Below are 24,398 nucleotides of genomic sequence, written 5' to 3'. Positions count from 1 at the left end.
CCAATTAGCTCAGGCTCTTCGGGTCAATATCCGCTACCTCAATGGCTACCAGTCTATCGAGAAGGGCCAACTCGGTGCCAGTCGACTGGGCTAATGCAACGATATAATTATGGAGATAGCTTTCGGCAATGAGTGACTGAACCGTAATGGCTAATCTATGCCAAGAATCCATAGCCTCGAAAGTGTCTTGGGGAGAGTAATTCATGGAGAACTCTTTTTGCAGGGTAAGTAGAATCCATCCCCAAATGGAAATCATCATGGGATTTTTGACCTTCCTTTTGATATGAATGACTCCGACTGCTGACTGCCAAGCCCAGTAGTTTATATCAAAAGGTCCAGTGATAGTTCTTTGCCACCAGCGCTGAAGATCGGGCTCTCGCAAAGGTCTTTCATCTGGCTTAAAAATGCTTTGAGTTGTTGGATAGCCAAACAAGATATCGTAAAAACCTTTGACGAGTTTTTCAGAAAGTTTTTCATGAAAAGGTTTAAATTTTTGAAAAACGGCTTCGTCATGAGCATTGAATCTTAGAGAGGTGGGGATCATGTCGATGATTGTTTGGGTTAACTCTTTAATATTTGTTTTCATAGGAAGAAGAAGGATGTAAGAAGAATAGGAAAAGAGAGGGGAGATGATCAAGGAAAAAGATTAAGAAAAAACTAAAGATATCCGAGCCAAAAAGAAAAGCCTGATTTAATTGGAATTAATGGAAATTAACAGTTCATTGAGTACCTTTTTCGCGTCTCCAAAAAGCATGATCGTCTTTGGCGAATAAAAGAGGTCATTATCAATACCTGCAAATCCTGTGGACATGCTACGCTTGATGAAAAGAATCTGCTTGGCCTTATCGACATCCAATATGGGCATACCGTATAAAGGAGAACCTGGATTTTTCCTAGCGGCTGGATTGGTAATATCATTGGCTCCTACGACCAAAACGATGTCTGTTTCAGGAAAAAGAGGATTAATCTCTTCCATTTCGACAAGTTTATCGTAGGGTACATCGGCTTCCGCCAGCAACACATTCATATGTCCCGGCATTCTGCCAGCCACTGGATGAATAGCAAATTTTACTTCAATATTTCTATTCTCTAGAACATCTGTTAGTTCTTTTACCACATGCTGAGCTTGAGCCGCAGCCATACCGTATCCAGGCACTATTACGACTTTTTTGGCTGCTTCAAATAAAATGGAAGCTTCTTTAGGGGATAGGCTTTTAACGATTTTCCCATCTCTTGAGGGATCAGCTACTTCAAGGACCTGCCCGACTCCTCCAAAAAGAACGTTAGTAAAAGAACGGTTCATTGCTTTACACATCTGAATGGAAAGAATCAATCCGGAACTCCCATCTAGTGCTCCAGCAATGATCAGTAGCTTATTGTTGAGCAAAAAGCCCATAAATGAAGAAGAAAGACCTGCATAAGCGTTAAGAATGGAGATTACCGTTGGCATATCTGCTCCGCCAATCGGCAAGACTAAAAGAATGCCAAAGAGCAAAGAAAGGCAGACGATTAAACCGAAAAGAAAAGGATGACTGCCTCCTTTAATGACTAAATAGGCGATTAAAAATAAGCTGAAAGCAAAAACCGAAAGACTTACTAAATTTCTTCCTGGATAAAGAATGGGTCTAGTTGGAATAATTTCTTGAAGTTTGCCGAAAGCCAATAGGCTACCAGTAAAAGTTAAGAAACCTAAAAGCACTTCGATACATAAAACAATCAGTTGAGGCATGGAAAGATTGGTCCCGTGCAGAAAATATTCTGTACTTCCTACGATGCCAGCGGCTAAAGCACCAAAAGCATGAGATAGAGCAGTTCGTTGTGGCACGGCTGTCATTGGCATCAGCATAGCCATTGGTGTACCTATAGAAGCTCCAATGACTATACCAATAGCGATCCAGAGATAACCATGAATTTCGGGTTTGAGCAGGGTGGCGACAATAGCCAGAGCCATACCTGCTGTCCCCGCCCAATTACCCCATCTGGAAGTTTTGATTTCACTCATCCATTTTAAAGAAAGAATGAAGAGAGCCGCTGAAGCGATATAGACAAATTGGATGATGTTCTCCATAGAGCCGTACTTCCCCAAAAATTATTTACTTTTCCTGAACATTTTCAAAATTCTATCGGTAATTAAAAAGCCGCCAACCGCGTTAATGGAGGAGGCGATGATGGCAATGGTACCAAGGACAATGACCCATGTTTTCTCTCCTTCTCCTGTAAGGGCTAGAGAACCGACCAGGGAGATCGAAGAGATAGCATTTGTCAAGGACATTAGAGGAGTATGTAATAAGCGTGAGACGTTCCGAATTAATTCCAGTCCTAAAAAGGATGCTAAGACAAAGACATACAGATTAGTAATCCAATCACTCAGTGTCATGGTGAACCTCCTAGAAAATGGAAAGTTTTAAGATAGTTGTTGGTTTAAAGCATTAAGAACTTTTTCATTGACTATTTTCCCCTCACGAATAACCAACGTCTTTTGAATGATTTCATCTTCCCATTGAATAGATAATTTATTTTCTTTAAAGAAAAGAGAAAGAAAGGATTGGATATTTTTCGAATAAAATAAACTGGCTTGTGGAGCCATAGTCGAAGCTATGTTGAGTGGCCCATGGATAATCACATGATTTTGGACGACAGTTTTTCCTGGTACTGTCAATTCACAGTTCCCCCCTGTTCTGCAGCCAGATCAACAATGACTGAACCAGGTTTCATCATTTCTACAGCTTCCTTTGCAATAAGCTTTGGGGCTTTAACGCCTGGAACAAGGGCGGTGGTGATGACGATGTCAGCTTTTTTACATTGGTCGATAATAAGTTGGCGTTGTTTTGAATAAAATTCTTCGGATTGGGCTTTGGCATAACCGGATCGGTCTTCAACGTCCTGAGCGGTAATTGGTAAATTGACAAATTTAGCACCCAGACTTTCAACCTGTTCTTTAGCTACTGGTCTAATATCATAGGCTTCCACGAGTGCTCCTAAACGTCTGGCCGTAGCGATAGCTTGCAAACCAGCAACCCCTGCACCAATGACGAAGACTTTGCAAGGGGGAATGGTGCCTGCGGGAGTGGTAAGCATGGGTAAAAATTTAGGAAGGGTATTGGCCGCCATGATTAAAGCCTTGTATCCAGAAACGGTACTTTGAGAACTCAGAGGATCCATAGACTGAGCCCTACTAATTCTTGGGATAAGATCTAGGGAAAAAACGGTGAGCTTTTGGGCTGCAAGCTCTTTGACTAAGTCTAGATGTAAGAGTGGATAGAGGAGGGAAATTAGTATGGAGTTTTCAACAAAATGGGCTATGTCTTCCTTTCTTGGAGGATGAATGAGACAAACAATGTGGGCGTTTTTCAGGACTTCGTGAGCTGTAGGTAAAATTTTTGCTCCTTTATCATCGTACATCTCATCGAAGTAACCCGCATTGATACCAGCCCCAGATTCGACGCAAACTTGTAGTCCATATTTCAGAATAGAAGGTAAAACTTCTGGGACCATGGCAACTCGATTTTCGCCCGGAACCTTTTCTTTGAGAACACCAAGAGTAGCCATATTTTTATTCCAAACCTAAAAGAAAGAATAGGAAACTATTCTTTTGTCGACAAGAAATCAAGAAGCTTTTACTTAATTTTCTCTTCATGCTATGACGCCACTTTTCTTTTAGCTTCTGTTACTTAATGGAAGATGCAATTTATAGTATCTCAAGAATACATCTTGTTTCAAAATAAAAGAAAAAACTATCTGTATAAAACAGAGGAGAGTTTTATTAAGGCAATAGAGGGAAGAAAAAACAAGCATTAAGGCAGTTTCGGTTTTTCTTTGTTTGAAAGAAAATGGAGTTGTTCTAGGGCATGGTTTAAGTCCCATTCTGAATTTTTTCCATAATTATGTCGGCAAAAATACATACAACGCAGGATGACCACCTGTCTCATGAGATCTCGTATGGTGATGAGTTTGCTGCGCCATCTCTCCAAACTTTGTTTTGAGAGGGGACTGTTTAAATCAATAGAACGATTCTCCTTTATCTGAAATTGCCCGAACCCATAGACTTCTTCTGTATCTAAAGTGGAAGGAGGATGAAAGAGGGGCTTATAATGTTGCCCATCGTCAACAAGATGAGCTATCCAGGAGACGGAAACGATAGGGGGTCTTTTTTTCCCGATAAATTCAATGTTTAAAATAGTCAATTTTTCGCCAGCTTCTGGATAAAGATCCTTAGTAAGGATAGCGGCAATTTTTTGCTTGATCTCTTCTTGGTTTGAAAGACCAAGAAGATTATGAACTTGTAGAATTAAAAACAAAGCAAAAATCCAAGACTGCTTTATTCTATACACAATCTAATATATTCAGAAACCAGTTAAAATCTATTTCAGATTGAGTTCTCCTTAGAAAATCAAAATTTAAAGACAACCGTGCTTTGAATCCAAAAAGGCATTCCAGGTACGATGTCTTCAAAATTAAAAGTACGGGTGCCATTTGCCCCCATGCCAAAGGCAAGCCAATAGGGTTCATTGGTAAAATTATAAAAATAGAGTCTTGCTTCCCACCGAGGCCCTGCATAGAACAAGGTGGCATTCAGAATAAATTGTGTGGGAATATGCGTCGTGTAGTTGTATCCAAGGAACTGTTCACTCATTAGCAAAGCTCCCATGGTTATTCCTACGCCACTATCATGCCTGTAGGTAATAAGCCCACTGAAAATTTGATCTGGAAAACCCAGAAAGTTATAGATTCCCACCGGATACATTTGATTGTTATTGAGTGGCAATTGTTGTTGCAAGGCAAAAGCTGTCGAATAGGTTTGGTACATCGGAGGACCGTGGCCGATGGTGGTCCAGTCTTCTGTGCCATGCATATAGGCATAGCCTAATTTAGCCCAAAAGTGACGATTGGGTTGGTAGTTTAGACTTGTCTCAAATCCATTGACTGTTGAGGGGGTTGCTGGCCCTGTGCGGTTATTAAGGTAGGTGTATTGAGAAAAAGCATCGAGGGTAGCAAAAAAAGAGTGGTGCAGAAGATCGATCTTAAATCCTCCTTCGTAAAGCTCATTTGTTAAACGGAATTGTGAGGACTCGAAAAAAGGGGAAAACCCACCCATATCCGCTGCATTTACCACATAGCCCCAGTTGAAGTCAAAATAGGCACTTAGCCATGGAAAAATTTTGTAAACGGTACCGATATCGATAAGGGGAGTCAGTTGGGTGGTAGAAAGTTGGCGGAAGAGAATGGGGGGAGTTCCTGGTGGGGTTTGAGCAGAAACAAAATATCCGGTTGCCCGTGCTCCAAAAATGACTGAAAGCCTATCAGAAATATTTATATTATCTAAAAAAAAGGGGGAGACTGCACCATAATGGCAATCGGTACTCCCAGCTGCTAAGTTGGCTGGTTCAAAATAATATCCTTGAGGAGCACCAGGGATAGGCCACTCCCCGCCAAAAGGAGCTTTAGGATTTCTGATTCTTGCTTGAAAATATTTAGAGAGTTCTGCATTCCAAAGCAGGGGATTTTGGTTTATAAGGCTGTAGCTATTAAGGACAATGAAGGAATCGGAATTGTAATCCAGATTTTTTTGGTAATGCAATTCGACTCCTGTGTCGATTGTATGAGAAAAAAGAAGACTACCAAGAACAGGGTAGCGAAGCATGGGGGTGGTATTGTTGCTATCTGGTGGGGGTGTTTCAAAATTCAGTCTGCATTCGGTTCTGTTGTCAATTTCATAGTCCCCTCGGCATGATTCATCATAAAAGAGAGGATGCAGGATCCATTGGTCGTCGTGGTACCAAAAAAAGGTGTTGTTGAGGACTTGAAAATTTTCGTTGAGGGTGAACTTCTGGATGACTTGGGTTAACCCAGTTGTCCCATAGCCTCCATCGGTTGGATTGAGCAGTACATTTCTTCGACTGATCCCTACAGGAGTTCCAAGGTAGGAGGAAGCGGGCGGATTATTAACAACTCCAGTGTTTGCAAGGGTGGGAGAAAGAGCTCCAGGTAAATAAAGCCCGTTGTCGATCAATGCTTGAGTTGGTCTATTGATCATACCCCACATCGGTGTGAAGTCGTATGTGCCTAAGTCCGAGTAGAGATCGATCGAGTAAGACTCCGAAGGATGATAGCCAAGAGCAAAATAAAAGTTTTGCTGATCATTCCTTTGGTACTGATAATAGCTTCCGTTTTCTTGCCCCATATAACTGAATCGGTAGGCCAATTTTTTTTCTTTGTCTATTGGCCCCCCTATATCGGCTCCCCACATGTATTCTTCATACATCCCAATCGTATCCCAAACATAACCACGGAAATTGTCAAAATAGGGCTGTTTTGTAATATAATTGATATATCCACCAGAGACTTGTGTGGCTCCAAATACCGCATTGGATGGTCCTTCGACAATATCCATCGATTCGACCATGTTATAGTTCCAAGGAATGTTTTGCTCAGAATTGTTATTCAAGGTTTCCTCGATGCCATTAATTAGGGTCAGTCCATTACGACCCCTTATCGTGGGAGCACTGGCTATTCCGTAGTTAATCTGAGTCAAAGCCGCAGGCACAAGATAAGCAGTGGAAAGAGGATCCAGATAGCCGAATTGACCAATGCCTGCTGATTGAGCCAATCCATGAGAAATAGGAGTGACATTGCGAGGAATGTCGATAACATCCAGGGGGATAGCATAGACGGAGGTGTTCGATTTGGCATTAGGCAACATACTTTCGGTGGCTCCAACGCCAACGACAGTTATTTCCGGTAGGACATAGGAACTGGAGCTAGCGTTATCCGTGCTGAGATTGGTCGGGGACTGTGTTTTTTTTGCCTCTTTTGGAATTAACTTCTCTTTTTCTCTAGTAGTGGTAGAGTAAGGTGGCTGGGAAGCAGTTCCATTCTCTGCATGGCTATGGACTGAGAAAAAAAAGCTCTCCAAAAAGACCAGAATCATAATCAATATTGATGGTGATTGCAACGGGCTTTTGCTCCTATTTTCTTTGGTTGGAAGGAGTTTCATAAAATTTTTTTTAAATGATTGTGAAATAAAAAAAAATTAAAAATGTAAACTATAAATTACATAAGTTTTGTAAAAAATAAGCAATGATTATGCCAACTTGTATTGATTATCGAGTCCGCAGGATTGTTTGATGAGCCACAAATATTGGGTGAATACTTTGGGAAATAAGATCGTTTTAAAATAGAAAAAATAGAAAAAGAGAATCCCCTAAACGGTTTTGACAGAAGTCCAAGCTTTTGGCAAACTTATTAGAAGATTGCTATGGGTGGGACTGCGGGTGTAGTTCAATGGTAGAACACGGGCTTCCCAAGCCTGAAGCGAGGGTTCGATTCCCTTCACCCGCTCTTAATTTTTCTATTTTATCGTTATTGTCATGAGAGCATGAGAGTTTTATCTTTATTCATATCCTTCCGTGGTTATGAATGGAGCCAAAAAGAAAAGACTTTATTTTATCTTGCTATTTTTTTTATCGATTTTTTTATTCCCGGCCTCTAAATCTATTGCTTCGACCGGAGATCAAGACCATAAGCCAGTTCCTCAAGACTTGTTTCTAGACATTTATGTTACGATTCAAGAAGGAGATAGGAGTTTTGAAAAACAAGATTTTAGAGAGGCTCTTGAGAAATATAAACAAGCCGAAAGCAAACTCCTTGACTTAAGGAAAACCAATCCCAAATGGGAGCCGAGGTTAGTGGATTATCGATTAAAGTATGTCCAGGAAAAGGCCTCAGAAGTGCAGAACAGGTTAGCCGGGTTGCCTGTGCCTACAGGTCCTTCCCCTGCACTTGAAGAATCTCCTGAAAGCAAAGCTTTGGAAAACAGGCTTGCTGAAATAGAAGCAAAGCTAGCAAAGCTAGAACAGTCGAAATCCCTTCCTGCCTCTGAATCGGAGCAGAATAGAGAGGCCCAAGAATTGCAAAATCTTTTCCAAAATTTGCAGAAAGAACTCATTCAAGTTAAAATGGCAAGAAAAAAGCAGATGGAAGCTCAAGAAGAAAAAATCAATGTCCTTTCTTCACAGGTAGCTTCTCTACAGAAAGAGCTAGCCGTTGCTAAAGCTCAAAATCGGAATGAGACCGAAGTTCTAAACCTGCAAAAAAAACTGAGCGCTCTGGAAGAAGAACTTAAAAAAGCAAACGCCCTCAAACCTACTCCAAAGCAGGTTGAAAGTGAGGTTGCAAAAATGAGAGAGCTATCCGAAAAGGTGAAATCCTTGGAAGCTGCTCTCCAACGAACAAAAGAAGAACAACTGCGAATTACTCAAAACAATATCGAACAGAGTGCCAAGGCTAATCAGATTGTTCTTTTGGAGCAAAGGGTTCAGAAACTAGAAGGAGAATTGGCTCAGGCCAGACAGGAACAATATCGGTTGACCCAACTGAATCCTGCTCTTATCGATTACCAACAGCTGAATATTTTAAAAGAACATATGCAGAAAATCGAAGAACAGATGGCTGAACTTTCTAAGAAAGGGGAACTTAAGAGACTCCAGACCAGAACTACAGAAAATGCTACAGAAATGGAAGCATTGAAAAGTCGGGTCAATAAACTTGAAGCAGAACTTGCTCAAAGCCGTAAGCGTGAAGAACAATTATTAAGCTCAGTTTCGAGTCAAAACGTAACACTTCAAAAAAGAGTTAAAGAATTAGAGCAGGAGCTAGCCAAAGAAAAAGGCAAAATGTTGACCCAAAGTAGTCCACCTCTTGGACTAGACCATCAAAGCCGGGCTGTTTCAACTGTGCCACCCGCTAGCCAACCTGTTGAACAATCACAAACTTATTCTTCCAGTCCTCAAGAAAAGCAATTGGCAAAAAATCAAAAAGAGTCCTCTGGGCAACAAAAAAATGAGCTTCCAAGTGCTTCTTCTCAGAAACATGTCCAAAAGAAAAGATCTCGCCACAGCCGCAGTGCCGAAGAGGAGCTTGTGCATTCGTGGAGAAAAGTCAAAAGAGAATTCTTTTCTCTTTTTAGATAAAATATAAATGCAATAATGGCTTTCTGGGTGCGTTTCTTTTTGTTGTGCAGCTTTAGTATTGTTTTTTTCTTTGGTAAATTGATCTGCTTGGCTGCAAAAGAAAAGGTATCGGCAAGAACTTGCTGCCAAGGTCCGCTTCCCTTAGGATCCTGGCATAAGGATATTCCAACCACGACATTTTGGATAGGGACAGACATTACCAAGTGGAGCCCTAAGGGAATTTTTAGAAGTTCATGGGATGAGCATTGGATTAGGAACTATGGAGGAGAAGATAGTCCAGAAGCTAGAGCTGGGTTGCTACCCGGAACACATGCAGCAACTCTCAATCCCTTCTACGTGGCCCTCCCTTTCAACGATATTGCTTATCCTGTTACTGCCAGGAAATGGATGCCGTGGTTCGATCCTTCGGTACCCAAGGGAGTATCTCAATGCAAAGGCCATTGGGTAGAAATTAAAAATAAGTGGGGGAAAGAAGCCTATGCCCAGTGGATGGATGTAGGCCCCTATGTGGCAGATGATTACTGTTATGTCTTTGGTGCATGCAGGCCAAAATCAAAATCGGGTTTAGATGTTTCACCCGCAGTGAAGGAATACCTTGGCTTGAATGGATACGATAAAGTCAGCTGGCGCTTCGTTGATGAAAAAGAAGTACCTCAAGGACCGTGGTTAAAATATCTTGAGGAAGCAATTCTCTATTCGGTAATAAAAAAAGAGAAATGGAGCGAAAAGCTAATGAAAGTGAGCAAAAAAAAGAAAAGGTAAAAATCAGAGCAACCGTAAAAAACAATCCTAAAGGGGAAAAAAAGTAGTCCTTTAGAAGAATGAATTGGCCTTTTTATTACCAAGGCCTTGGAGAAGATGAAGCTATTTTATAGACAAATAGGTTCTGGGGGCCCCAACGTATTTTTACTCCACGGCTTATATGGGAACAGTTTCAATTGGGCTTCCATCGCTCAATCATTAAGCAACTTTTATCAAGTTTTTTCTTTTGACTTAAGGAACCATGGTCATTCCCCAAGTTCTTCTTTCATGGATTATTTCCTAATGGCAGAGGACATTTGTCAAACGACTGAACCGCTGGGGCTTTTTCCTGTTCATTTAGTCGGTCATTCATTGGGAGGGAAGCTAGCTATGGTTTTTGCTTTATCTTTTCCACAATGGGTCAAGAGTCTTGTTGTGGTGGATATAGCGCCAGTCGATTATGGGAAGGAAGCCCTGCAAGAGCACTTAAAAATACTGGAAACCATGAGAAATTTGCCTCTCTCAGAGTTAAAAACAAGAAAAGAAGCTGAAATGCTTTTGTTAAAAACGATCAACAATAAAACCATAGTACAATTCCTTTTGACCAATCTAGAATATCAATCGGAACGGTACGGCTGGAGAATAAACCTAGAGGGGATTAGAGCATCGATTGAAAAACTCAATGCATTTCCTGATCTCCATGCTTATTTTCCTGGAAGAACTCTTTTCATTGCTGGAGAAAGATCGAATTATCTAGAAGCATCTTCCTTCCACCAACTCTCATTCTATTTTCCCAAGGCTACTGTTGTAAAAATAAGGGATGCGGGCCATTGGGTACATTTTGAAAAACCAAAAGAGTTTCTAGAAGCGTTGATTCCTTTTCTTAAAGAAAATAGTATTTAAAAATTTTGGCTGTTGTCTCGTAGCACTTTGTGATTGTATAAAAGTTCTCTATTGTTTATAGCTTATAGTCGCATCGTATACAGAAAAGGAATGGAGAAGGTTTTTTGGAATTCCTGCCGTTGTTGGATTAAAAAACAGCAAAAGACTCATGCAAGAACTTAAAAAAATTATTATTTTCTCCATGCCTTTTTTAAAAAGGCGGATGCCTTTGATCCTTGCAGGTTTGATTTCCGGCTTTCTGTTTGGGGCTTTTAACGGAGCCTATCTTTTTATTCTAAAAGCGGCCATTGATAATTTTTCGGCTCCAGCTACCCATCAACAAGTCATCAGTTCAACAGAGAAGATTGCCAAAAAGCATTTTTATCAAAAGGTAATGGAACAGTTAGGCAGATGGCTTCCGAAAGCTAACGAGCCACTTGACTGGAAAAGAATCTGTGGTGGCATTCTGATCTTACCATTGATAGCCATCTTTAGAGGCTTGTTAAGACTGCTTAATTCTTATTTCATGACTCTAGCAGCAGCCAAAATCGTTGCAGATTTGCAATCAGCCATACTATCCAAGTTGCATTCTCTATCGATGGATTTTTTTCATAAATCGACTACAGGGGATCTGGCAATTCGTATCCTCAATGATACGAAAGCCTTTTATGACTCAGTCAGTGTTCTTTTTACCGATGTTGCTAAAGACCCCATAACCATCATCGCTATCCTTTTTTCCTGTGCTCTGATCGATTGGCGGCTAACCATAGTGGCCATACTTTTGGTGCCAGGCTGTATTGTTCCTGCTATTACCTTAGCCAAAAAGGCTAGAGAAGCCTCCATGGGAATCATCTCATATTCGGTTGCCCAAAGTAATCTATTGTTCGAATCGCTATCGGGGATTCAGGTAATTAAGGCTTTTTGTTTAGAAAAGAAAAATGTCGAAACGTTTAGGCACCAGGCAAATGAATTAGCCAAACATGCAGCCAAGATGTCCATTGCAGGGACCATGGTTAGTCCAATGATCGATGTTGTAGCTAGCTTTGCATTGTCCCTGCTGATTTTATGTGTTATTTGGCAAAACATTAGTATAGCGAACATGGCGGCTATTGCTAATGGAGCTATCCTGTTTTTTGCTCCGATAAAGAGGCTAGCTGATGCAAATGTGAAGATCCAAGAAGGTGCATTCAGTGCAAAAAGGCTAACCGATCTGTTGGATACTCCTTCCACTGTCCAGGAAAAACCTGATGCCAAAGCCATTAAAACATTTAAAAAGCAGATAGAGTTTCAGAATGTGACCTTCAATTATGGACATGAAACCGTTATAAAAAATCTTTCCTTTATCATTCCCAAAGGGAAAAAAATGGGAATTGCTGGCAGAAGCGGTGCAGGAAAAACGACATTGACTAGTCTTCTGTTCAGATTTTATGATCCTGTTTCTGGTTCTATTTTGATAGATGGAGAAGATTTAAGAGATCTTAAAATTGAAGATCTTAGAAATATGTTCTCGTTGGTGAGTCAAGATGTTGTTATTTTCAATCGATCGATTGCTGAAAATATCGCTGTTGGGAAAGCGGGAGCTAGCCGAGAGGAGATTGAGCAGGCTGCCAAGCAAGCTGGAGCGCATGAATTCATAGAAAAGCTGCCTCAGGGTTATGACACGATTATTGGTGAAAGAGGGGTGAAACTTTCTGGAGGGCAGCGGCAGAGGCTTTCCATAGCTAGAGCCTTTATTAGAAATAGTCCAATTCTCATTCTAGACGAAGCGACCTCTAGTCTTGATTCCCATAGTGAATCGGTTGTACAGCAGGCGATCTATCAGTTAGAAAAAGGCCGGACAGTACTCATTATTGCCCACAGACTGTCGACGTTAGCAGATTGTGATGAGATTCTTGTGCTCGACAAAGGTGAGATTGTGCAGAGAGGGAATTTCGGGGAGTTGCTAGCTCAGGAAGGTCTTTTTAGATCGATGGCTCTCCATCAAGGAATTGCCACTACATTGGAAGGAGTCGCTTCGTAGAAGCTTTGCAAGCTTTTAGGCGGCTATAGCCGATGATGATGACCCATTTTTTTAAGAATTGCCAGTTCTCTTTGACTCCTCTTCATCATTTTTCCTTTGAAGGCCTAAGAGCAAAATTACTTTGCTTGGGAAAGAGGCGACAGTTCGGTGCGAATACTACTGAGAAGGTTCCCTTTCGAACTTCTTATTGGAATAAGTATAAAAATGAATTTGTCTTTATCTTAAGTTTTTTATGCTTTTTGCAGTCTTCTTTTGCTTGGGATTTACAAAAAACAGTTAATCAGGCAGCTTCCATAATTCGGCGGTTTAAAAGCATGCCTGAAAAATCGATTCCTCGATCTGTTTTTCAAGATGCCAAGGGTTTTGCAATTTTAACAGTCATTAAAGCAGGTTTTATTTTTAGTGGTAGGGGTGGTACGGGCTTAGTAGTTGCAAAGACTCCAAAGGGTTGGTCTGGTCCTTCAGCGATTACGGTGGGAGGGATCGGCTTTGGTTTCCAGATAGGAGTCAATGCTACGGAATTTATTCTTGTCCTGAATACTCCAGAAGCTGTCGAAGCTTTTGCAAAAGGTGGGAATTTTAATATTGGAGGTAGTATTAGTGCAACGGCGGGTCCCGTCGGAAGAACGGCCGAAGCAGGAGTGATGCCAATGGCTGCTATCTATACTTACAGTCAGAGTCAAGGAATCTTTGGAGGCATATCCATAGAAGGAACAGCAATTGTGGAGGCCCTGATACCAATAGAGAATATTATCACAGGGATGTCAGTCCTTCGGAAATTCTTTCCGGAGCCATTAAGCCCCCTCCCGGTGCCAAAATCCTTATTGATGCTTTGCAGGCTCCCTATGAAACAGAAGAAGAACCAGAAAAATAACCTTAACAGGAGGACCATCAGGAATAGCCGTATAGGGAGTCATTCTTTTCCCTAGAGATTAAATCTGACTTTTAATTAGGACTTTTTCTTTGCTAAAGATATTTTGCAATTGTTTTTTCTTTCTATTTTAGGTTTATTAAATGGTAGGTAACTAACAATTTTCAATTAGTATTTTCGAATCAATTGAAGTTTGAAAGGAGAAATAAATGATTTTTACATTGCCTTTAGCACTAAAAAGGTTGTGCAAACAAAAGGAATCTACCGATTGCAATGATGATTGTTTCATAAGGAAAAGGAGAACAGGTTTTGGTAGTTGGATATCGAAAAATGTGAAGAAAAATATCGCTTTTATTTTTGCATTTCTTAGCTTTCCTCTTTTTTGCTTTGGTCATGGAGGCAGCGATAATGGAGGAATGGAGTGTGGGATTCTTTCTCAGGGTGGATATGCAATTCATCTAGATGTCTATGTTTATGGGAGGATGGGGCAATTTAAGACTTATTGTCAAAATATTCCCAATACTGGAAAAATGACCATGGTATTTGATTTGATTACTCCTGATTTGAGAACCATTCCCTTAGAGGTTAAAGTTGTGGACGAATCGACAGGTAAACCGATATTAGAAGTCCCTCCAAAGCTCTATTCTTCTGGGGTTGCCTCCATTGATGTGACTTTTGAGAAAACGGGGAAATATATGACACATATTACCCTAGTGAAAGGAGATGGCTCCAATCCAATTGTCTTTAAGTTTCCTATTAATGTAGGGCTTTCTAGCTTTTTGACCAGTCCCATAGTTATGGGGGGTATTGTCCTTGGGATTGTTGTAGTGGGAGCGCTTATTTTCTTCTTCGTCTCTAAAAGGAGGAGAGAAGCCGCTTCTTCTATTGCTTCAAGTAAAGCTTGAAGAAAGATGATTTTAATGGTAATATATGTTATATCATGTGTTAATGATTGAGTAAAATATGAATGGATTTTTTAAGTTTATAGAGTTGCAGACAACCAAAGGGAAGACCAAGCTGTCTTATTTTATAGTGTTGATTTTAGTTGCTCTGATGGGAGGGGGGCTATTTTTTTGGTTTAAAGGAGCTAAGCCTAAATACGATTTTTCTGTCGATCCGGATCAATATCCACTTGTCAAGGAAACGCAGTATGTGCATCTGAAAAATGGGGATACCTATTCGATAACTGCCCAAAAGCTTCGGACTAAAATAGGCAATGCAGAAATTAAGATGCTTGGTTACAATGGGTCAGTTCCTGGGCCTTTTATTTATGTAAATCAAGGAGATGAGATTACCCTGGAGTTTAAAAATCTAACGGGGCTGCCTTCGACTATTCATCATCATGGGGTGCGAGTAGATAACCGTTATGACGGAGTTCCTGATGTCACCCAACCGGTTGTACCCAACGGCAAAAGTTTTACCTATAAGCTTAAATTTGATGATCCGGGGGTCTATTGGTATCATCCCCATTATAGAGATGATTATGCTCAAGAGCTTGGATTGTATGGCAATTATATTGTCATTCCTAAAGATCCAACCTATTGGGGGCCAGTCAATAGAGAAATGCCGCTGATATTAACTGATATTCTAATTAAAGACGGCAAACTACCTGAGTATTTTCAGGATTATTCCAATTTTGTTTTTATGGGTCGCTATGGGAATACCTTTCTTATTAATGGACAAGTTCAACCTACTTTTGATGTGCAAAAAGGCGAGGTGATCCGTTTCTACCTAACAAACACCTCCAGTGTGAGGCCTTTCCGGGTATTTATTCCTGGATTAAAGATCAAACTGGTGGGAGGAGATAATGGGAGAGTCGAAAAGGAACAATTTGTTGATGCGGTTGTTATCGCTCCTTCAGAAAGACAAATTGTAGAGGTATTCTTTCCTTCAACGGGCGAGTTCATCCTAACCCATCATGCAGTGGATCCTCTTGTTGGCCCACGCACTTACCAACTAGCGAAGTTTCGAGTAGGCGACCAGCCCGTAGCGGTCTCCTATGAAAAAGAATTCCAACAGCTAAGGGAAAACAAAGAAGTTATTCAGGAGATCGAGCCGTTGGTGGCTAAGTATAAATCCGCTAGGCCCGACAGGACAATTCGACTGTCGGTGGCGGTTTCCAAAAAAGAGGCTTCAAAATTTTCTGAACCAGGAAGCTCGACGCCAACGCAATCTGCAGCGTTCCCTGGTCTTATTACCATGCTTGCAAAAACAGGGGCGAAGGTTGAATGGGAAGATCATATGTATTTGCAAAACAAGATGTCGACTTCCAAAGAAATTACATGGCAGATCACCGATCTTGGCACTATGAAAACTAATGGGGCTATTATGGATTGGAATTACAAAAAGGGGGATTATGTCAAGATACGGATTATTAACGACATCCATTCACTCCATCCAATGCAACACCCAATGCATTTTCATGGGAATAGGTTTCTTGTGCTTGCTGTCAACGATGTGGAAGAAACGAATCATGTCTGGAAAGACACTTTTATGGTAGGCGCTGGAGATGTTGTCGATATCCTTTTAGAAATGTCTAATCCAGGCAAATGGATGTTACATTGCCATATTCTTGAACACTTGCATAGCGGGATGATGGCAATGTATTCTGTGGAATAACAATCAGTTAGCTTTTGATTTTTTATAAGGAGGAAAATAGTTTATGCCTAAGAATCTTTGTTCCAAGGGATTTGGCTTTTTTTTCTTTTTTCTTTTATTTGGTGCGTTGTCTATTTTTCCTCTTTATGCGCAACATGATCAGCACGAAAAACATAAGAAGATGGAGATGGAGCAACAATCGGAAGAGGAACATGAAGGGCACAAAATGGGAGGAATGGATCATGGCATGATGGGAGGAATGGGCCACGGTATGATGGGGGGGAAAGGGGGAATGGCTTGTTGTGGTAGTTCACAGGACTTCGATCAACTGCTCAAAGAAGTTGAAGGAACAAAGAATCCGAAAGCAACAGCAAGAAAGCTAAGAATGAAAGCTGATTTGATGAAAGCAGTTGCCGAAGTGCTCGAAAAATATGCAAAAGAACTTGAATCTACTAATCCCTGAGTTTTAATTACCCAATAGTCAATAGCTTGGGCTATTGATACAATGATAAATTTATGAAAAAATGCATTACTCTCTCTCTTTTTCTGTCAATCCTGTGTTTTGGAATTGCTTATCGATTAGTTGCTCAAGGGGTTCCACCTGCTTTGGATTCAGCTTTACAGGAGTATTTCAAAATAGGGAAATCATTATCTGACGACTCTTTGAAAGGAGTACCAGAAGCCGCAAAATCTTTGAAGGAAATTGTTCAGAAAAATACTCCTTCCCTTTTTCCTGAAGGGCTTTTGGGTAAAGTGGATACTCTAATGGGAGCCAAGGATCTTGATTCGGCAAGATTGGCATTTAAAGATATTAGTGATGTCTTGATTGGGGTATTAAGATCAAAACAAATCAAAACTGGCAAATATTTTGTTCTTACCTGTCCTATGGCTCAAGCTAGTTGGATTCAACCGGATAAAGAGGTCAAGAATCCCTATTATGGTTCAGCGATGCTTCTTTGTGGGGATGTGACAGAGGAATTTTAGTGTTTTTTAGCCTCTTTTTTTTGTTGAACAGCCGTTTGAGTAAAAATTTCAGGGGTGGTTTGTGACATTTCAAACCTTATGACGGACAAAGATAAGGAAAGCCTATCATACGGATTGAGCCGTATTTGAGGAGGGATAGAAAAAGGTTGCAAACTGCTAAAAAGATAGTGGATTTTATTTTTTTTAGAAATGAAAACGAGGATTAGCGTTTCATTATTTTTTGGTGTTTTTTCAGCAAAAAGGAGATAGCTTTTATCTAGGGTGTCCGTTCTTCCAACAAAAGCATGGATGGCATCTCGACGAAATTTCTTTTCGATAGTTTTTCTTTGCTCTTCGTTTAAAGAATCCAAAAATGGTTTTAAGCCGTTAGTTGGATCAGGTAACTCTTCACTAAACTCAACGTCTGCTCTGTTGGAGGGGGAGCTTTTTTTAGCTGGCTGTTGTCCATAAACTTGGGTCTTTGAAGGATTCTGTCCTGTTGAGTTTTCCTGAGGAGAGGAGGAATGGTATTGTATGGGGTTTAGAGGTGTTTGCGGTTGAGGATTAGAGGGCAGTGGATAATCATACGGAGAATCGGAGGAGGAAGCATCTTGAGAAAGAAAGGGTTGTTGAGCAAAGCTGAAAGATAGACTTGTTAAGCTAAAGAGAAAAAAGAAAAAAACCGTGTTTTTCTTTTGTCTCATTTCTGAATCCATTTCCCATTGTCTTGTTGAATATACTCTCCAGGGAAACTCATTTCTTGCCATTTTTTGGCGTACTCTTTTTCAATTTCTTCTAAGGGTTTGGCCTGAATCTTAGCTTGTGTTAAGTAGAGTTGTGTTCTGTCCTCATTTTCTTCAGCCACTACTTTTTTAGCCCAATTTCTGTAATTTTCCTCTTTAGGAGGATTAATTATTTCCAAATAGCCCTCTCGATTTTCTCCGATGACACGGGCATTTTTTAGACTTTGCACCTCTCCAGACCGTAGCCTTCTTCGGTCGGCAATCATGGGGTCAAGTCGGATCCGGGTGGGGGACTCTTTTTCAGTAATGACAACGCCCATATTTACATTAATCTTGACAGGTTCTGGGGTGGTTACTTTGACAGTTGGAGTGCAGCCAAATAGCCAAAAAAAGAGAAAGAACAACCTTTCCTTTTTTATTAATGTTTTTAAAAAAATAAGCAATTAATGTTCGAAAGAAATTGTTTTTTCACTCGCATTTAATAAATTTTGTCCAATTGGGGGACCTAATTTTGGGTCCTGTGTCCAGTGGAGAGAAAAATTCCTCTTCCCTTGAGGACCATAGAGTCCCATAAGTAGATTACTATCAGGATAACTATAAGTTAATTTAATAAAACCGTTTTTATATCGATAATTTCGAAGCGAATCGACAAGAAGTGCAAAAAATTGGCTAGCAGTACCCTTCCAGGATGGAGGAATATTCTTTAGAAGCATATCTACATCTTTTATATCCAAATATCCTGGGGCAGAGAGTAGAAAAAAACCTTCAACATTTTCGATGTAGGATCCAAAAGCCTTCATTCGCATTCTTCCATCGATGTTCCCTCTGAATACAACATCTTTTTTCCCCATACAAAGCTTTTCTATTAAAGGACTTAATTTGGCTCCAGAAATCGTCATCCATCCATCCCATGGAAATCCGCTTTCATAGCCTACTTGGAATCCACCATGGGTATATCCATCAAAAAGAGAAAAACCATAAAACCCATAGATTCCTTCCTTTTGGAAGGTTACAGACATCCATCCATTGGTTGCCTTAAAGCCTCTCCAATTTAATTCATTAAATCGTATGGAGTGGACAAGGTTATTAGCTGTATTACTTTCCGGAGGCAAATTGAAGGCTATTTCTCCTCCAGTTACTTCCATGGAAAGCCCATACTGAGGATAATCTATTCTTCCAGGGATAATGCGAAGCACATTCTTAAGGCTCACTTCCTTCCAATTATTCAAAGGAAAATCCTGAGCAGTTGTTTCAAAGATGAAAGGAAGTTCAAAACTAGGTTCTCCGAAAGCCGTCACAGTGAGATTCCCATACTTTAAGTGGAGCTTTTTTATATGCCAATCTTCTAGAGTATCGAGTTTGTTCGCTTTTATTTTCAATTGACGTTGCAATTCACGGAATTGGTCTACATACCAAAAAAGATCGGGACCAATGAAAATAGTAGGCCGAAATACGGTGAGTTCTTCTACCCGATGATGAACAAGCCCAGTCCAGGAAAATTTGACTCTTATGGATTCAATAGAGATAATTTTACTAAGCGGATCATAGGGAGACAATAAGACAATGTCGCTGCCAGTAGCTTGTTCTAAAATTTCGTTATTAGCAGTAATTCCTAAAAGAGGAACGTGGGATAGAACAAAAGGGCTACCCTTGGAACCCAAAAGCAAGGGAATGGGTGGTAATTGAGGATGGATTCTATCAATATTGAGAATAGCGTTTTTTATCTCCAGCTTCTCAACAATCGGGTTGAATTGGATTTTAAAAAGCAAAAAATCCAATGTTGGCGGTAAGGGAGGCTGGAAGGGTTCGGTGCTCCCTATTTTATCCTCTAAAAATTTAATCATTTCACTTGTCCAGATTTCTGGGGAATCCACCGCTAGTTTTTTTATTAGCTGTCGGCTAAACAACTCCATCCAATCCCATTCGATCTGAGCCTCCTTTATTTTTGCCATTTCTCCAAGTTCTATTTTCTCTAATTTTAGACTATGTGGCGTCACCCATTTGACCTCTTCTATTTGTAGAGGAAGACGATAATGGTGAGCAATGCTCAGGAGGATAGACTTAGGATTATGGTAGAGATAATAGGCAATTGCCAGTAACAAGCAGATCAGCAGCGAGGTAAATAGGAGGATATTGAAGATCAGTTCTAGAAAGAGCCTTTGGTTGGGAGAGGGAGTTTTTTGAGGGTTGTTTTCAACGACTCCTATACCTAGCATTTTCAAAAAATCCTTTTTGTCTTTGGCTTATCATTTTATGTTGTGTAATAAAAGAAAAAGAAAATTTTGCTGTCTTTTTTCATCAATTCCGACCCTTGCGTATTGCAATCAATTAAGGTAAAAGAGAAGAAAGAAAAGAGGAGTGCAAAAGTGAATTTTCATCAGTTAGATAAAGCTGAATCCCAAAAACCAATGGATGAATCCTCAAAGGTAACTATTCTGGATCAACATAGCGAATTTCAAGGATCCGTAGGTTTTAGCGGTGAATTACAACTTAATGGCAAACTCGAAGGGGATATCCATTCAGAGGATGGGGTATTGCTGATAGGCCCTAATGCAATTGTAAAAGCTGAAATAAAAGCAAAAACAATTATTGTCAGAGGACAAGTAGAAGGGAACCTTTTTGCAAAAGAAAGACTAGAACTGCTCAATACTTCCAAAGTATTTGGCGATATTAAAACCGCCTCTCTATTGATCGAGCCAGGGGCAATCTTCGTGGGCAAGTCAGAAAGCCTTCTATTAGATCGCATTGAGAAACCGAATTTTTCTTCGTTTTTTAAGATTCTATCGGCCTCAAAAAATGAACCGATGGCCAAAAAGGCTTCGGTGGTTCAACAAGAAGCCTCCTCTCAGAAACCTTCTCCAGTAACTAAGCCCTCCGAACAGAAGCCATCGGTCCAACCAGAAAGTAGGCCGCTCTCTGGTAAGTAGTTTCTGAGTCTATAAACTTTGGTATTTTATTGAAAAGCTTAAAAGTTATGGGAGCAGAATGGTCTGTTCGTTTCTTTTATTAAAAAAATTGAGAAAAAGAAGAAAGCAGTATTGTATTATGGATAGAGGAATTTACTATTGAAGTTGGTATTATTCTCGAGCGAAAATCAGAAGACTCACCTTCTAGATTTTTCCACAGTCAACTAAAAGGAAGGAATCATAGAGGCTATGGGATTAAAAATTGGAATTGTTGGGGCGACAGGGGCTGTTGGTGTAGAAGCAATTAAGCTTTTGGAAGAGAGCAAGCTGCCAATATCTGAGCTGCGCCTGTTCGCATCGTCCAGATCAGTCGGTAAAAAAATTGGGTTTTTAGGAGAAGAGCTTCCAATTGCAGAACTATCTTTTCATGCTTTCAAAGGTCTTGATTTTGTAATTTTTAGTGCAGGCAGTTCAGTTTCACAACAGTTTGCTCCGATTGCCAAAGAAAGTGGGGCGATTGTTATTGACAATTCCTCTTTTTTTAGACTCCAACCCAATGTTCCCTTGGTTGTTCCAGAAGTTAATAAAGAAGATCTAAAAAGTCATAAAGGAATTATTGCCAATCCTAACTGTACGGCGGCTATCCTCTCGGTTGCTTTGTGGCCAATTCATCTGGTGGCAACGATTGAGCGAGTGATTGTCTCTACTTATCAAGCGGTCAGCGGAGCTGGCGCCAAAGCCATATTGGAATTGGAGACTCAGCTACGTCATTTTGTCTATGGAAAGCCGATTGTTCCTGAAGTTTTTCCAGAGCAAATCGCTTTTAATGTTTTTTCTCATAACAGCCCGGTTACCGAAAACGGGTATAATGGAGAAGAAAACAAGGTGATGCAAGAAATTCGGAAAATTTTCCATTACCCAAATCTTAACATCTGTGCTACTTGCATCCGAGTTCCTGTTTTTAGAGCGCATTCTGAGTCAGTAGTGATTGAAACTGCTAAGAAACTAGATGCGCAGCAAACAAGAAGTATACTTTCTAAGGCTCCCGGAGTTTTAGTCGTCGATGATCCTCAGAATGGATATTTTCCAACACCACTTAAAGCTTCTGGAAAGAAAGAAGTATTAGTGGGAAGAATTAGAGAAGACCTGTCTCATCCTCGTGGGATTGCCTTCTTCTTAAGTGGAGATCAACTGCTGAAAGGAGCAGCTTGGAATGCTGTTCAAATTCTTCAAGCTCTTCTTTAGGTGTTGTGCTTTGTTTTGCCTCTGTTTCTTAAACAAAGGATCTTTCCCAGTGGGAAGCTAAAAGCCAGCTTCGCCTGTTACTTACAATTATTAACAAAAAGTAGAGAGGATAATAACTTGTGTCAGGCTGTGGGCTTCTGTGGTTTTCAATCGTTTTTGGCTATATTCCGACAAACTCTCTTTATGATCAGTTTTAATAGGTTTTAGGGAATCAAAAGGGAATTTTTTTAGGAACAGTTAAGCCTTGTGCATATATTTTTCAAATGAAAATAAAGTTACGAATCGAAGGTATGACATGTAGTAATTGTGTGAGGCATGTTCGAAACGCACTCACACAAGTTCCCAAGGTAGTGTCGGCTCATGTGGATCTGGAAACATCTCGGGCGGTAGTAAATGCTGAAGAAGGCTGTCAGCCGACACAGCTCCTGGAGGCGGTTAAGAGTGCTGGCTATGAGGCAAAGTTGATGGAAGAAGAAGATGAAGAGGAGGCTTCCAGGCGTTGGACCCGATCTCTTTTGTTGGGTATCTCTCTGACAACTATCCTTTATATAAGCCAATTTACCGTACGATCCCCTCCTTCCTGGTTAGGGAACTTCCTCTTTAGCCTTTCGGTACCCTCTTCGTGGATGACGACATTGTATGTGCATTGGAATTTCTTCTTTGGCCTTTATCTGTTTTTGCTAGCGCTACCTGTTCAAATAATCAGTGGCTCTTCCTTTTATATAGGAGCCTATCGTCAGATTCGTAGTGGCAGATTGGACATGGACACCCTTGTTTCTCTGGGCAGTTCTTCAGCTTTTCTTTTAAGCACTTTGGGTCTCCTCTTTCCTGGAATTATAGAACATTACTACTTTGATGAAGCGGCAGCCATTATCACTCTGGTAAGTGCCGGACATTGGCTGGAGGCAAGGGTCTCAAGTAAAGCCAATAGAACTCTTAAGAAGCTTTTGGAGCTGGCCCCTCCTTATGCAAATCTTTTGTTGGACAATAATGTAGAAAAAAAAGTACCAGTTGAAACCCTTTCTGTCGGTCAAAGAGTAGTTTTGAAACCGGGTGAACGGATCCCGGTGGATGGAGAGGTAATTGATGGAGAAGGCATTGTAGATGAAAGCATGCTAACAGGAGAAAGTAGACCAGTTGATAAGACTCCTGGTAAAAAAGTATTTGCAGGAACCCTTAACCTTAATGCTCGGCTTGTGATCCGCGTGACTTCTTCAGGAGAAAAAACGGTTCTTGCCCATATTGCTGAAGTTGTTTTGAAAGCTCAAGAAAGTCGGGCTTCCATTCAGAATTTTGTGGACAAGATAAGCAGTATTTTTGTGATTGTGGTTATAGCTATAGCCATTGTGACAGCTTTGGGATGGGGAATGTCAGGAAAGACCAAATGGGAAACGGCACTAATTAGAGCGGCTTCTGTTCTCGTAGTAGCCTGTCCCTGCGCTATGGGGCTTGCGACACCTGCGGCAATTATGGTGGCATCAAATCGACTGGCTTCTTTAGGGGTACTGATCAGGGACGGATCTGCCCTAGAAAAATGTGGAAAAATTAAAGATGTTATTTTCGACAAAACTGGAACGTTAACTGAACCTGTATTAAGTATAGACGATCCAACTTATTTCTTTCAAGATCCTTCCTTTGCAGATGCGCTTGCTTATTCCCTTTGCAAATCAAGTCTCCATCCGATAAGTCGTGCATTGGCAGAAAAGTGTAAAAGTGCTCAACCTGTTCCTTTGATGCAGTGGCAAGAAAAGCCAGGAGCGGGCATTCAAGCGATTTATGGAGATCGAATAGTAAGGTTGGGTTCTGTTTCATGGCTAAAAAGCCTAGGTGTCAGTGGTTGGGAGCAACAAGTCAATAGTGCTGTTGGAATTGGATTATCTATGGACGAGAAACTGTTGGCTTTTTATCCTGTGTATGCTCCTATTAAACCTTATGCTAAAACGGTCATTGCAAAACTCTTAGCTAGAGGCTATACCGTATACATCCTTTCTGGAGATAAAAAGGAAATTGCCATGAAATTGGGAACAGAAATAGGCATTCCCCCTGAAAACATAATCGCTGAAGTCCGTCCTGAAGAGAAGGCCGCTGTCGTTAAGCGGCTTCAGGAAAAGGGTAAATCGATTGCTTTTATTGGAGATGGGATAAATGATGCTCCCGCTTTAGCTCAAGCAGATTTGGGAATTGCCGTTTTGAATGCCAGTGATATTGCTAAGGAGTCCGCTGATATTGTCTTGCTGAATGCGGATATAGAGATTATTCCAGTCCTATTAGAAATCAGTGATAAAACCCTTAAAACAATAAAAGAAAATCTTTTTTGGGCATTCTTGTATAATACCTTAGCTATTCCTCTTGCGGTGATGGGAAAAATGTCTCCTTCGATTTGCGCGGCCGCTATGGGATTATCTGATCTTTTTGTTATTGGGAATGCTTTGAGGCTTTATAAACGATAAATTTATCTGT

At 40.6% G+C, this 24,398-nt stretch carries 20 protein-coding genes, 1 tRNA gene and 1 pseudogene; 13 read left to right on the top strand and 9 right to left on the bottom strand.

Annotated elements, in window-relative coordinates:
• Positions 1-4: 4 nt before the first annotated feature.
• The 6 genes and pseudogenes from kam1_RS06965 to kam1_RS06940 form a co-directional block, all read right to left on the bottom strand.
• On the bottom strand, positions 5-586 hold the full coding sequence (locus kam1_RS06965) for a protoglobin domain-containing protein (protein ID WP_039720789.1): 582 nt from the start codon (positions 584-586) through the stop codon (positions 5-7).
• A gap of 105 nt (positions 587-691) precedes the next feature.
• A complete protein-coding gene (locus kam1_RS06960; protein ID WP_039720590.1) occupies positions 692-2,068 on the bottom strand; it encodes an NAD(P)(+) transhydrogenase (Re/Si-specific) subunit beta in 1,377 nt (458 codons plus the stop codon).
• Positions 2,069-2,089: 21 nt separating this feature from the next.
• On the bottom strand, positions 2,090-2,377 hold the full coding sequence (locus tag kam1_RS06955) for an NAD(P) transhydrogenase subunit alpha (protein ID WP_079254216.1): 288 nt from the start codon (positions 2,375-2,377) through the stop codon (positions 2,090-2,092).
• Between the two features lie 27 nt (positions 2,378-2,404).
• Positions 2,405-3,495, bottom strand: a pseudogene (locus kam1_RS06950) (NAD(P) transhydrogenase subunit alpha).
• 299 nt (positions 3,496-3,794) lie between these two features.
• On the bottom strand, positions 3,795-4,331 hold the full coding sequence (locus kam1_RS06945; RefSeq protein ID WP_039720592.1) for a hypothetical protein: 537 nt from the start codon (positions 4,329-4,331) through the stop codon (positions 3,795-3,797).
• A 59-nt stretch (positions 4,332-4,390) separates the two neighbouring features.
• A complete protein-coding gene (locus kam1_RS06940; protein WP_052250377.1) occupies positions 4,391-6,994 on the bottom strand; it encodes a TonB-dependent receptor in 2,604 nt (867 codons plus the stop codon).
• 273 nt (positions 6,995-7,267) lie between these two features.
• On the opposite strand from kam1_RS06940, the gene kam1_RS06935 reads away from it, so the two are divergent.
• The 10 genes from kam1_RS06935 (at position 7,268) to kam1_RS06890 (ending at position 17,065) form a co-directional block, all read left to right on the top strand.
• Positions 7,268-7,338: transfer RNA gene (locus kam1_RS06935), tRNA-Gly, on the top strand.
• Between the two features lie 74 nt (positions 7,339-7,412).
• The gene (locus kam1_RS06930; RefSeq protein WP_039720593.1) at positions 7,413-8,969 is read left to right on the top strand and encodes a coiled-coil domain-containing protein; all 1,557 of its coding nucleotides are present in this window, start codon (positions 7,413-7,415) and stop codon (positions 8,967-8,969) included.
• A 15-nt stretch (positions 8,970-8,984) separates the two neighbouring features.
• The gene (locus kam1_RS06925; protein WP_143958335.1) at positions 8,985-9,731 is read left to right on the top strand and encodes a hypothetical protein; all 747 of its coding nucleotides are present in this window, start codon (positions 8,985-8,987) and stop codon (positions 9,729-9,731) included.
• Positions 9,732-9,827: 96 nt separating this feature from the next.
• On the top strand, positions 9,828-10,613 hold the full coding sequence (locus kam1_RS06920) for an alpha/beta fold hydrolase (RefSeq protein WP_039720594.1): 786 nt from the start codon (positions 9,828-9,830) through the stop codon (positions 10,611-10,613).
• 148 nt (positions 10,614-10,761) lie between these two features.
• A complete protein-coding gene (locus kam1_RS06915; RefSeq protein WP_039720595.1) occupies positions 10,762-12,612 on the top strand; it encodes an ABC transporter ATP-binding protein in 1,851 nt (616 codons plus the stop codon).
• A 314-nt stretch (positions 12,613-12,926) separates the two neighbouring features.
• Entirely contained in the window at positions 12,927-13,541 is a 615-nt protein-coding gene (locus kam1_RS11340) for a YSC84-related protein (RefSeq protein ID WP_455429709.1), read from the top strand.
• Between the two features lie 151 nt (positions 13,542-13,692).
• Positions 13,693-14,388, top strand: a complete 696-nt coding sequence (locus tag kam1_RS06905) for a hypothetical protein (protein ID WP_039720597.1) — start codon at positions 13,693-13,695, stop codon at positions 14,386-14,388.
• A gap of 58 nt (positions 14,389-14,446) precedes the next feature.
• A complete protein-coding gene (locus tag kam1_RS06900; protein WP_143958334.1) occupies positions 14,447-16,102 on the top strand; it encodes a multicopper oxidase family protein in 1,656 nt (551 codons plus the stop codon).
• 43 nt (positions 16,103-16,145) lie between these two features.
• Positions 16,146-16,544, top strand: a complete 399-nt coding sequence (locus tag kam1_RS06895; protein ID WP_039720599.1) for a hypothetical protein — start codon at positions 16,146-16,148, stop codon at positions 16,542-16,544.
• Positions 16,545-16,597: 53 nt separating this feature from the next.
• A complete protein-coding gene (locus kam1_RS06890; protein ID WP_039720600.1) occupies positions 16,598-17,065 on the top strand; it encodes a DUF3347 domain-containing protein in 468 nt (155 codons plus the stop codon).
• On the opposite strand, the gene kam1_RS06885 is transcribed toward kam1_RS06890, so the two are convergent.
• From kam1_RS06885 to kam1_RS06875, 3 genes are read right to left on the bottom strand one after another with little or no spacing between them, the layout of a single operon-like run.
• The gene (locus kam1_RS06885; RefSeq protein WP_039720601.1) at positions 17,062-17,760 is read right to left on the bottom strand and encodes a hypothetical protein; all 699 of its coding nucleotides are present in this window, start codon (positions 17,758-17,760) and stop codon (positions 17,062-17,064) included. The genes kam1_RS06890 and kam1_RS06885 overlap by 4 nt on opposite strands.
• Positions 17,745-18,191: a YdbL family protein gene (locus kam1_RS06880; RefSeq protein ID WP_244946008.1), complete on the bottom strand. Its 447-nt coding sequence runs from the start codon at positions 18,189-18,191 to the stop codon at positions 17,745-17,747. The genes kam1_RS06885 and kam1_RS06880 overlap by 16 nt, the downstream gene beginning before the upstream one ends.
• 39 nt (positions 18,192-18,230) lie before the next feature.
• On the bottom strand, positions 18,231-20,003 hold the full coding sequence (locus tag kam1_RS06875) for a hypothetical protein (protein WP_039720602.1): 1,773 nt from the start codon (positions 20,001-20,003) through the stop codon (positions 18,231-18,233).
• A gap of 150 nt (positions 20,004-20,153) precedes the next feature.
• Here kam1_RS06875 and kam1_RS06870 point away from each other — a divergent pair, with 150 nt between their 5' ends.
• The 3 genes from kam1_RS06870 to kam1_RS06860 all read left to right on the top strand — a co-directional run bounded on the left by kam1_RS06870 (position 20,154) and on the right by kam1_RS06860 (position 24,388).
• A complete protein-coding gene (locus tag kam1_RS06870; RefSeq protein ID WP_039720794.1) occupies positions 20,154-20,714 on the top strand; it encodes a bactofilin family protein in 561 nt (186 codons plus the stop codon).
• 228 nt (positions 20,715-20,942) lie between these two features.
• Positions 20,943-21,938, top strand: coding sequence for an aspartate-semialdehyde dehydrogenase (locus kam1_RS06865; protein WP_039720603.1), 996 nt, complete (start codon positions 20,943-20,945; stop codon positions 21,936-21,938).
• Positions 21,939-22,201: 263 nt separating this feature from the next.
• A complete protein-coding gene (locus kam1_RS06860) occupies positions 22,202-24,388 on the top strand; it encodes a heavy metal translocating P-type ATPase (RefSeq protein ID WP_039720604.1) in 2,187 nt (728 codons plus the stop codon).
• Positions 24,389-24,398: the final 10 nt, after the last annotated feature.

It is taken from the genome of Methylacidiphilum kamchatkense Kam1, assembly GCF_007475525.1.
Lineage (GTDB): Bacteria > Verrucomicrobiota > Verrucomicrobiia > Methylacidiphilales > Methylacidiphilaceae > Methylacidiphilum > Methylacidiphilum kamchatkense.
Note: the sequence above shows the minus strand (reverse complement) of the source record. Positions and strands in the feature narration are given on the sequence as shown.

Bases quoted from the DNA above. Each gene is read 5' to 3' on its own strand.
- kam1_RS06895 (WP_039720599.1), top strand. From the start codon at position 16,146: ATGCCTAAGAATCTTTGTTCCAAGGGATTTGGCTTTTTTTTCTTTTTT.
- kam1_RS11340 (WP_455429709.1), top strand. From the start codon at position 12,927: ATGCCTGAAAAATCGATTCCTCGATCTGTTTTTCAAGATGCCAAGGGT.
- kam1_RS06905 (WP_039720597.1), top strand. From the start codon at position 13,693: ATGATTTTTACATTGCCTTTAGCACTAAAAAGGTTGTGCAAACAAAAG.
- kam1_RS06915 (WP_039720595.1), top strand. From the start codon at position 10,762: ATGCAAGAACTTAAAAAAATTATTATTTTCTCCATGCCTTTTTTAAAA.
- kam1_RS06920 (WP_039720594.1), top strand. From the start codon at position 9,828: ATGAAGCTATTTTATAGACAAATAGGTTCTGGGGGCCCCAACGTATTT.
- kam1_RS06955 (WP_079254216.1), bottom strand. From the start codon at position 2,377: ATGACACTGAGTGATTGGATTACTAATCTGTATGTCTTTGTCTTAGCA.
- kam1_RS06965 (WP_039720789.1), bottom strand. From the start codon at position 586: ATGAAAACAAATATTAAAGAGTTAACCCAAACAATCATCGACATGATC.
- kam1_RS06940 (WP_052250377.1), bottom strand. From the start codon at position 6,994: ATGAAACTCCTTCCAACCAAAGAAAATAGGAGCAAAAGCCCGTTGCAA.
- kam1_RS06890 (WP_039720600.1), top strand. From the start codon at position 16,598: ATGAAAAAATGCATTACTCTCTCTCTTTTTCTGTCAATCCTGTGTTTT.
- kam1_RS06865 (WP_039720603.1), top strand. From the start codon at position 20,943: ATGGGATTAAAAATTGGAATTGTTGGGGCGACAGGGGCTGTTGGTGTA.
- kam1_RS06860 (WP_039720604.1), top strand. From the start codon at position 22,202: ATGAAAATAAAGTTACGAATCGAAGGTATGACATGTAGTAATTGTGTG.
- kam1_RS06875 (WP_039720602.1), bottom strand. From the start codon at position 20,003: ATGCTAGGTATAGGAGTCGTTGAAAACAACCCTCAAAAAACTCCCTCT.
- kam1_RS06885 (WP_039720601.1), bottom strand. From the start codon at position 17,760: ATGGATTCAGAAATGAGACAAAAGAAAAACACGGTTTTTTTCTTTTTT.
- kam1_RS06930 (WP_039720593.1), top strand. From the start codon at position 7,413: ATGAATGGAGCCAAAAAGAAAAGACTTTATTTTATCTTGCTATTTTTT.
- kam1_RS06925 (WP_143958335.1), top strand. From the start codon at position 8,985: ATGGCTTTCTGGGTGCGTTTCTTTTTGTTGTGCAGCTTTAGTATTGTT.
- kam1_RS06900 (WP_143958334.1), top strand. From the start codon at position 14,447: ATGAATGGATTTTTTAAGTTTATAGAGTTGCAGACAACCAAAGGGAAG.
- kam1_RS06960 (WP_039720590.1), bottom strand. From the start codon at position 2,068: ATGGAGAACATCATCCAATTTGTCTATATCGCTTCAGCGGCTCTCTTC.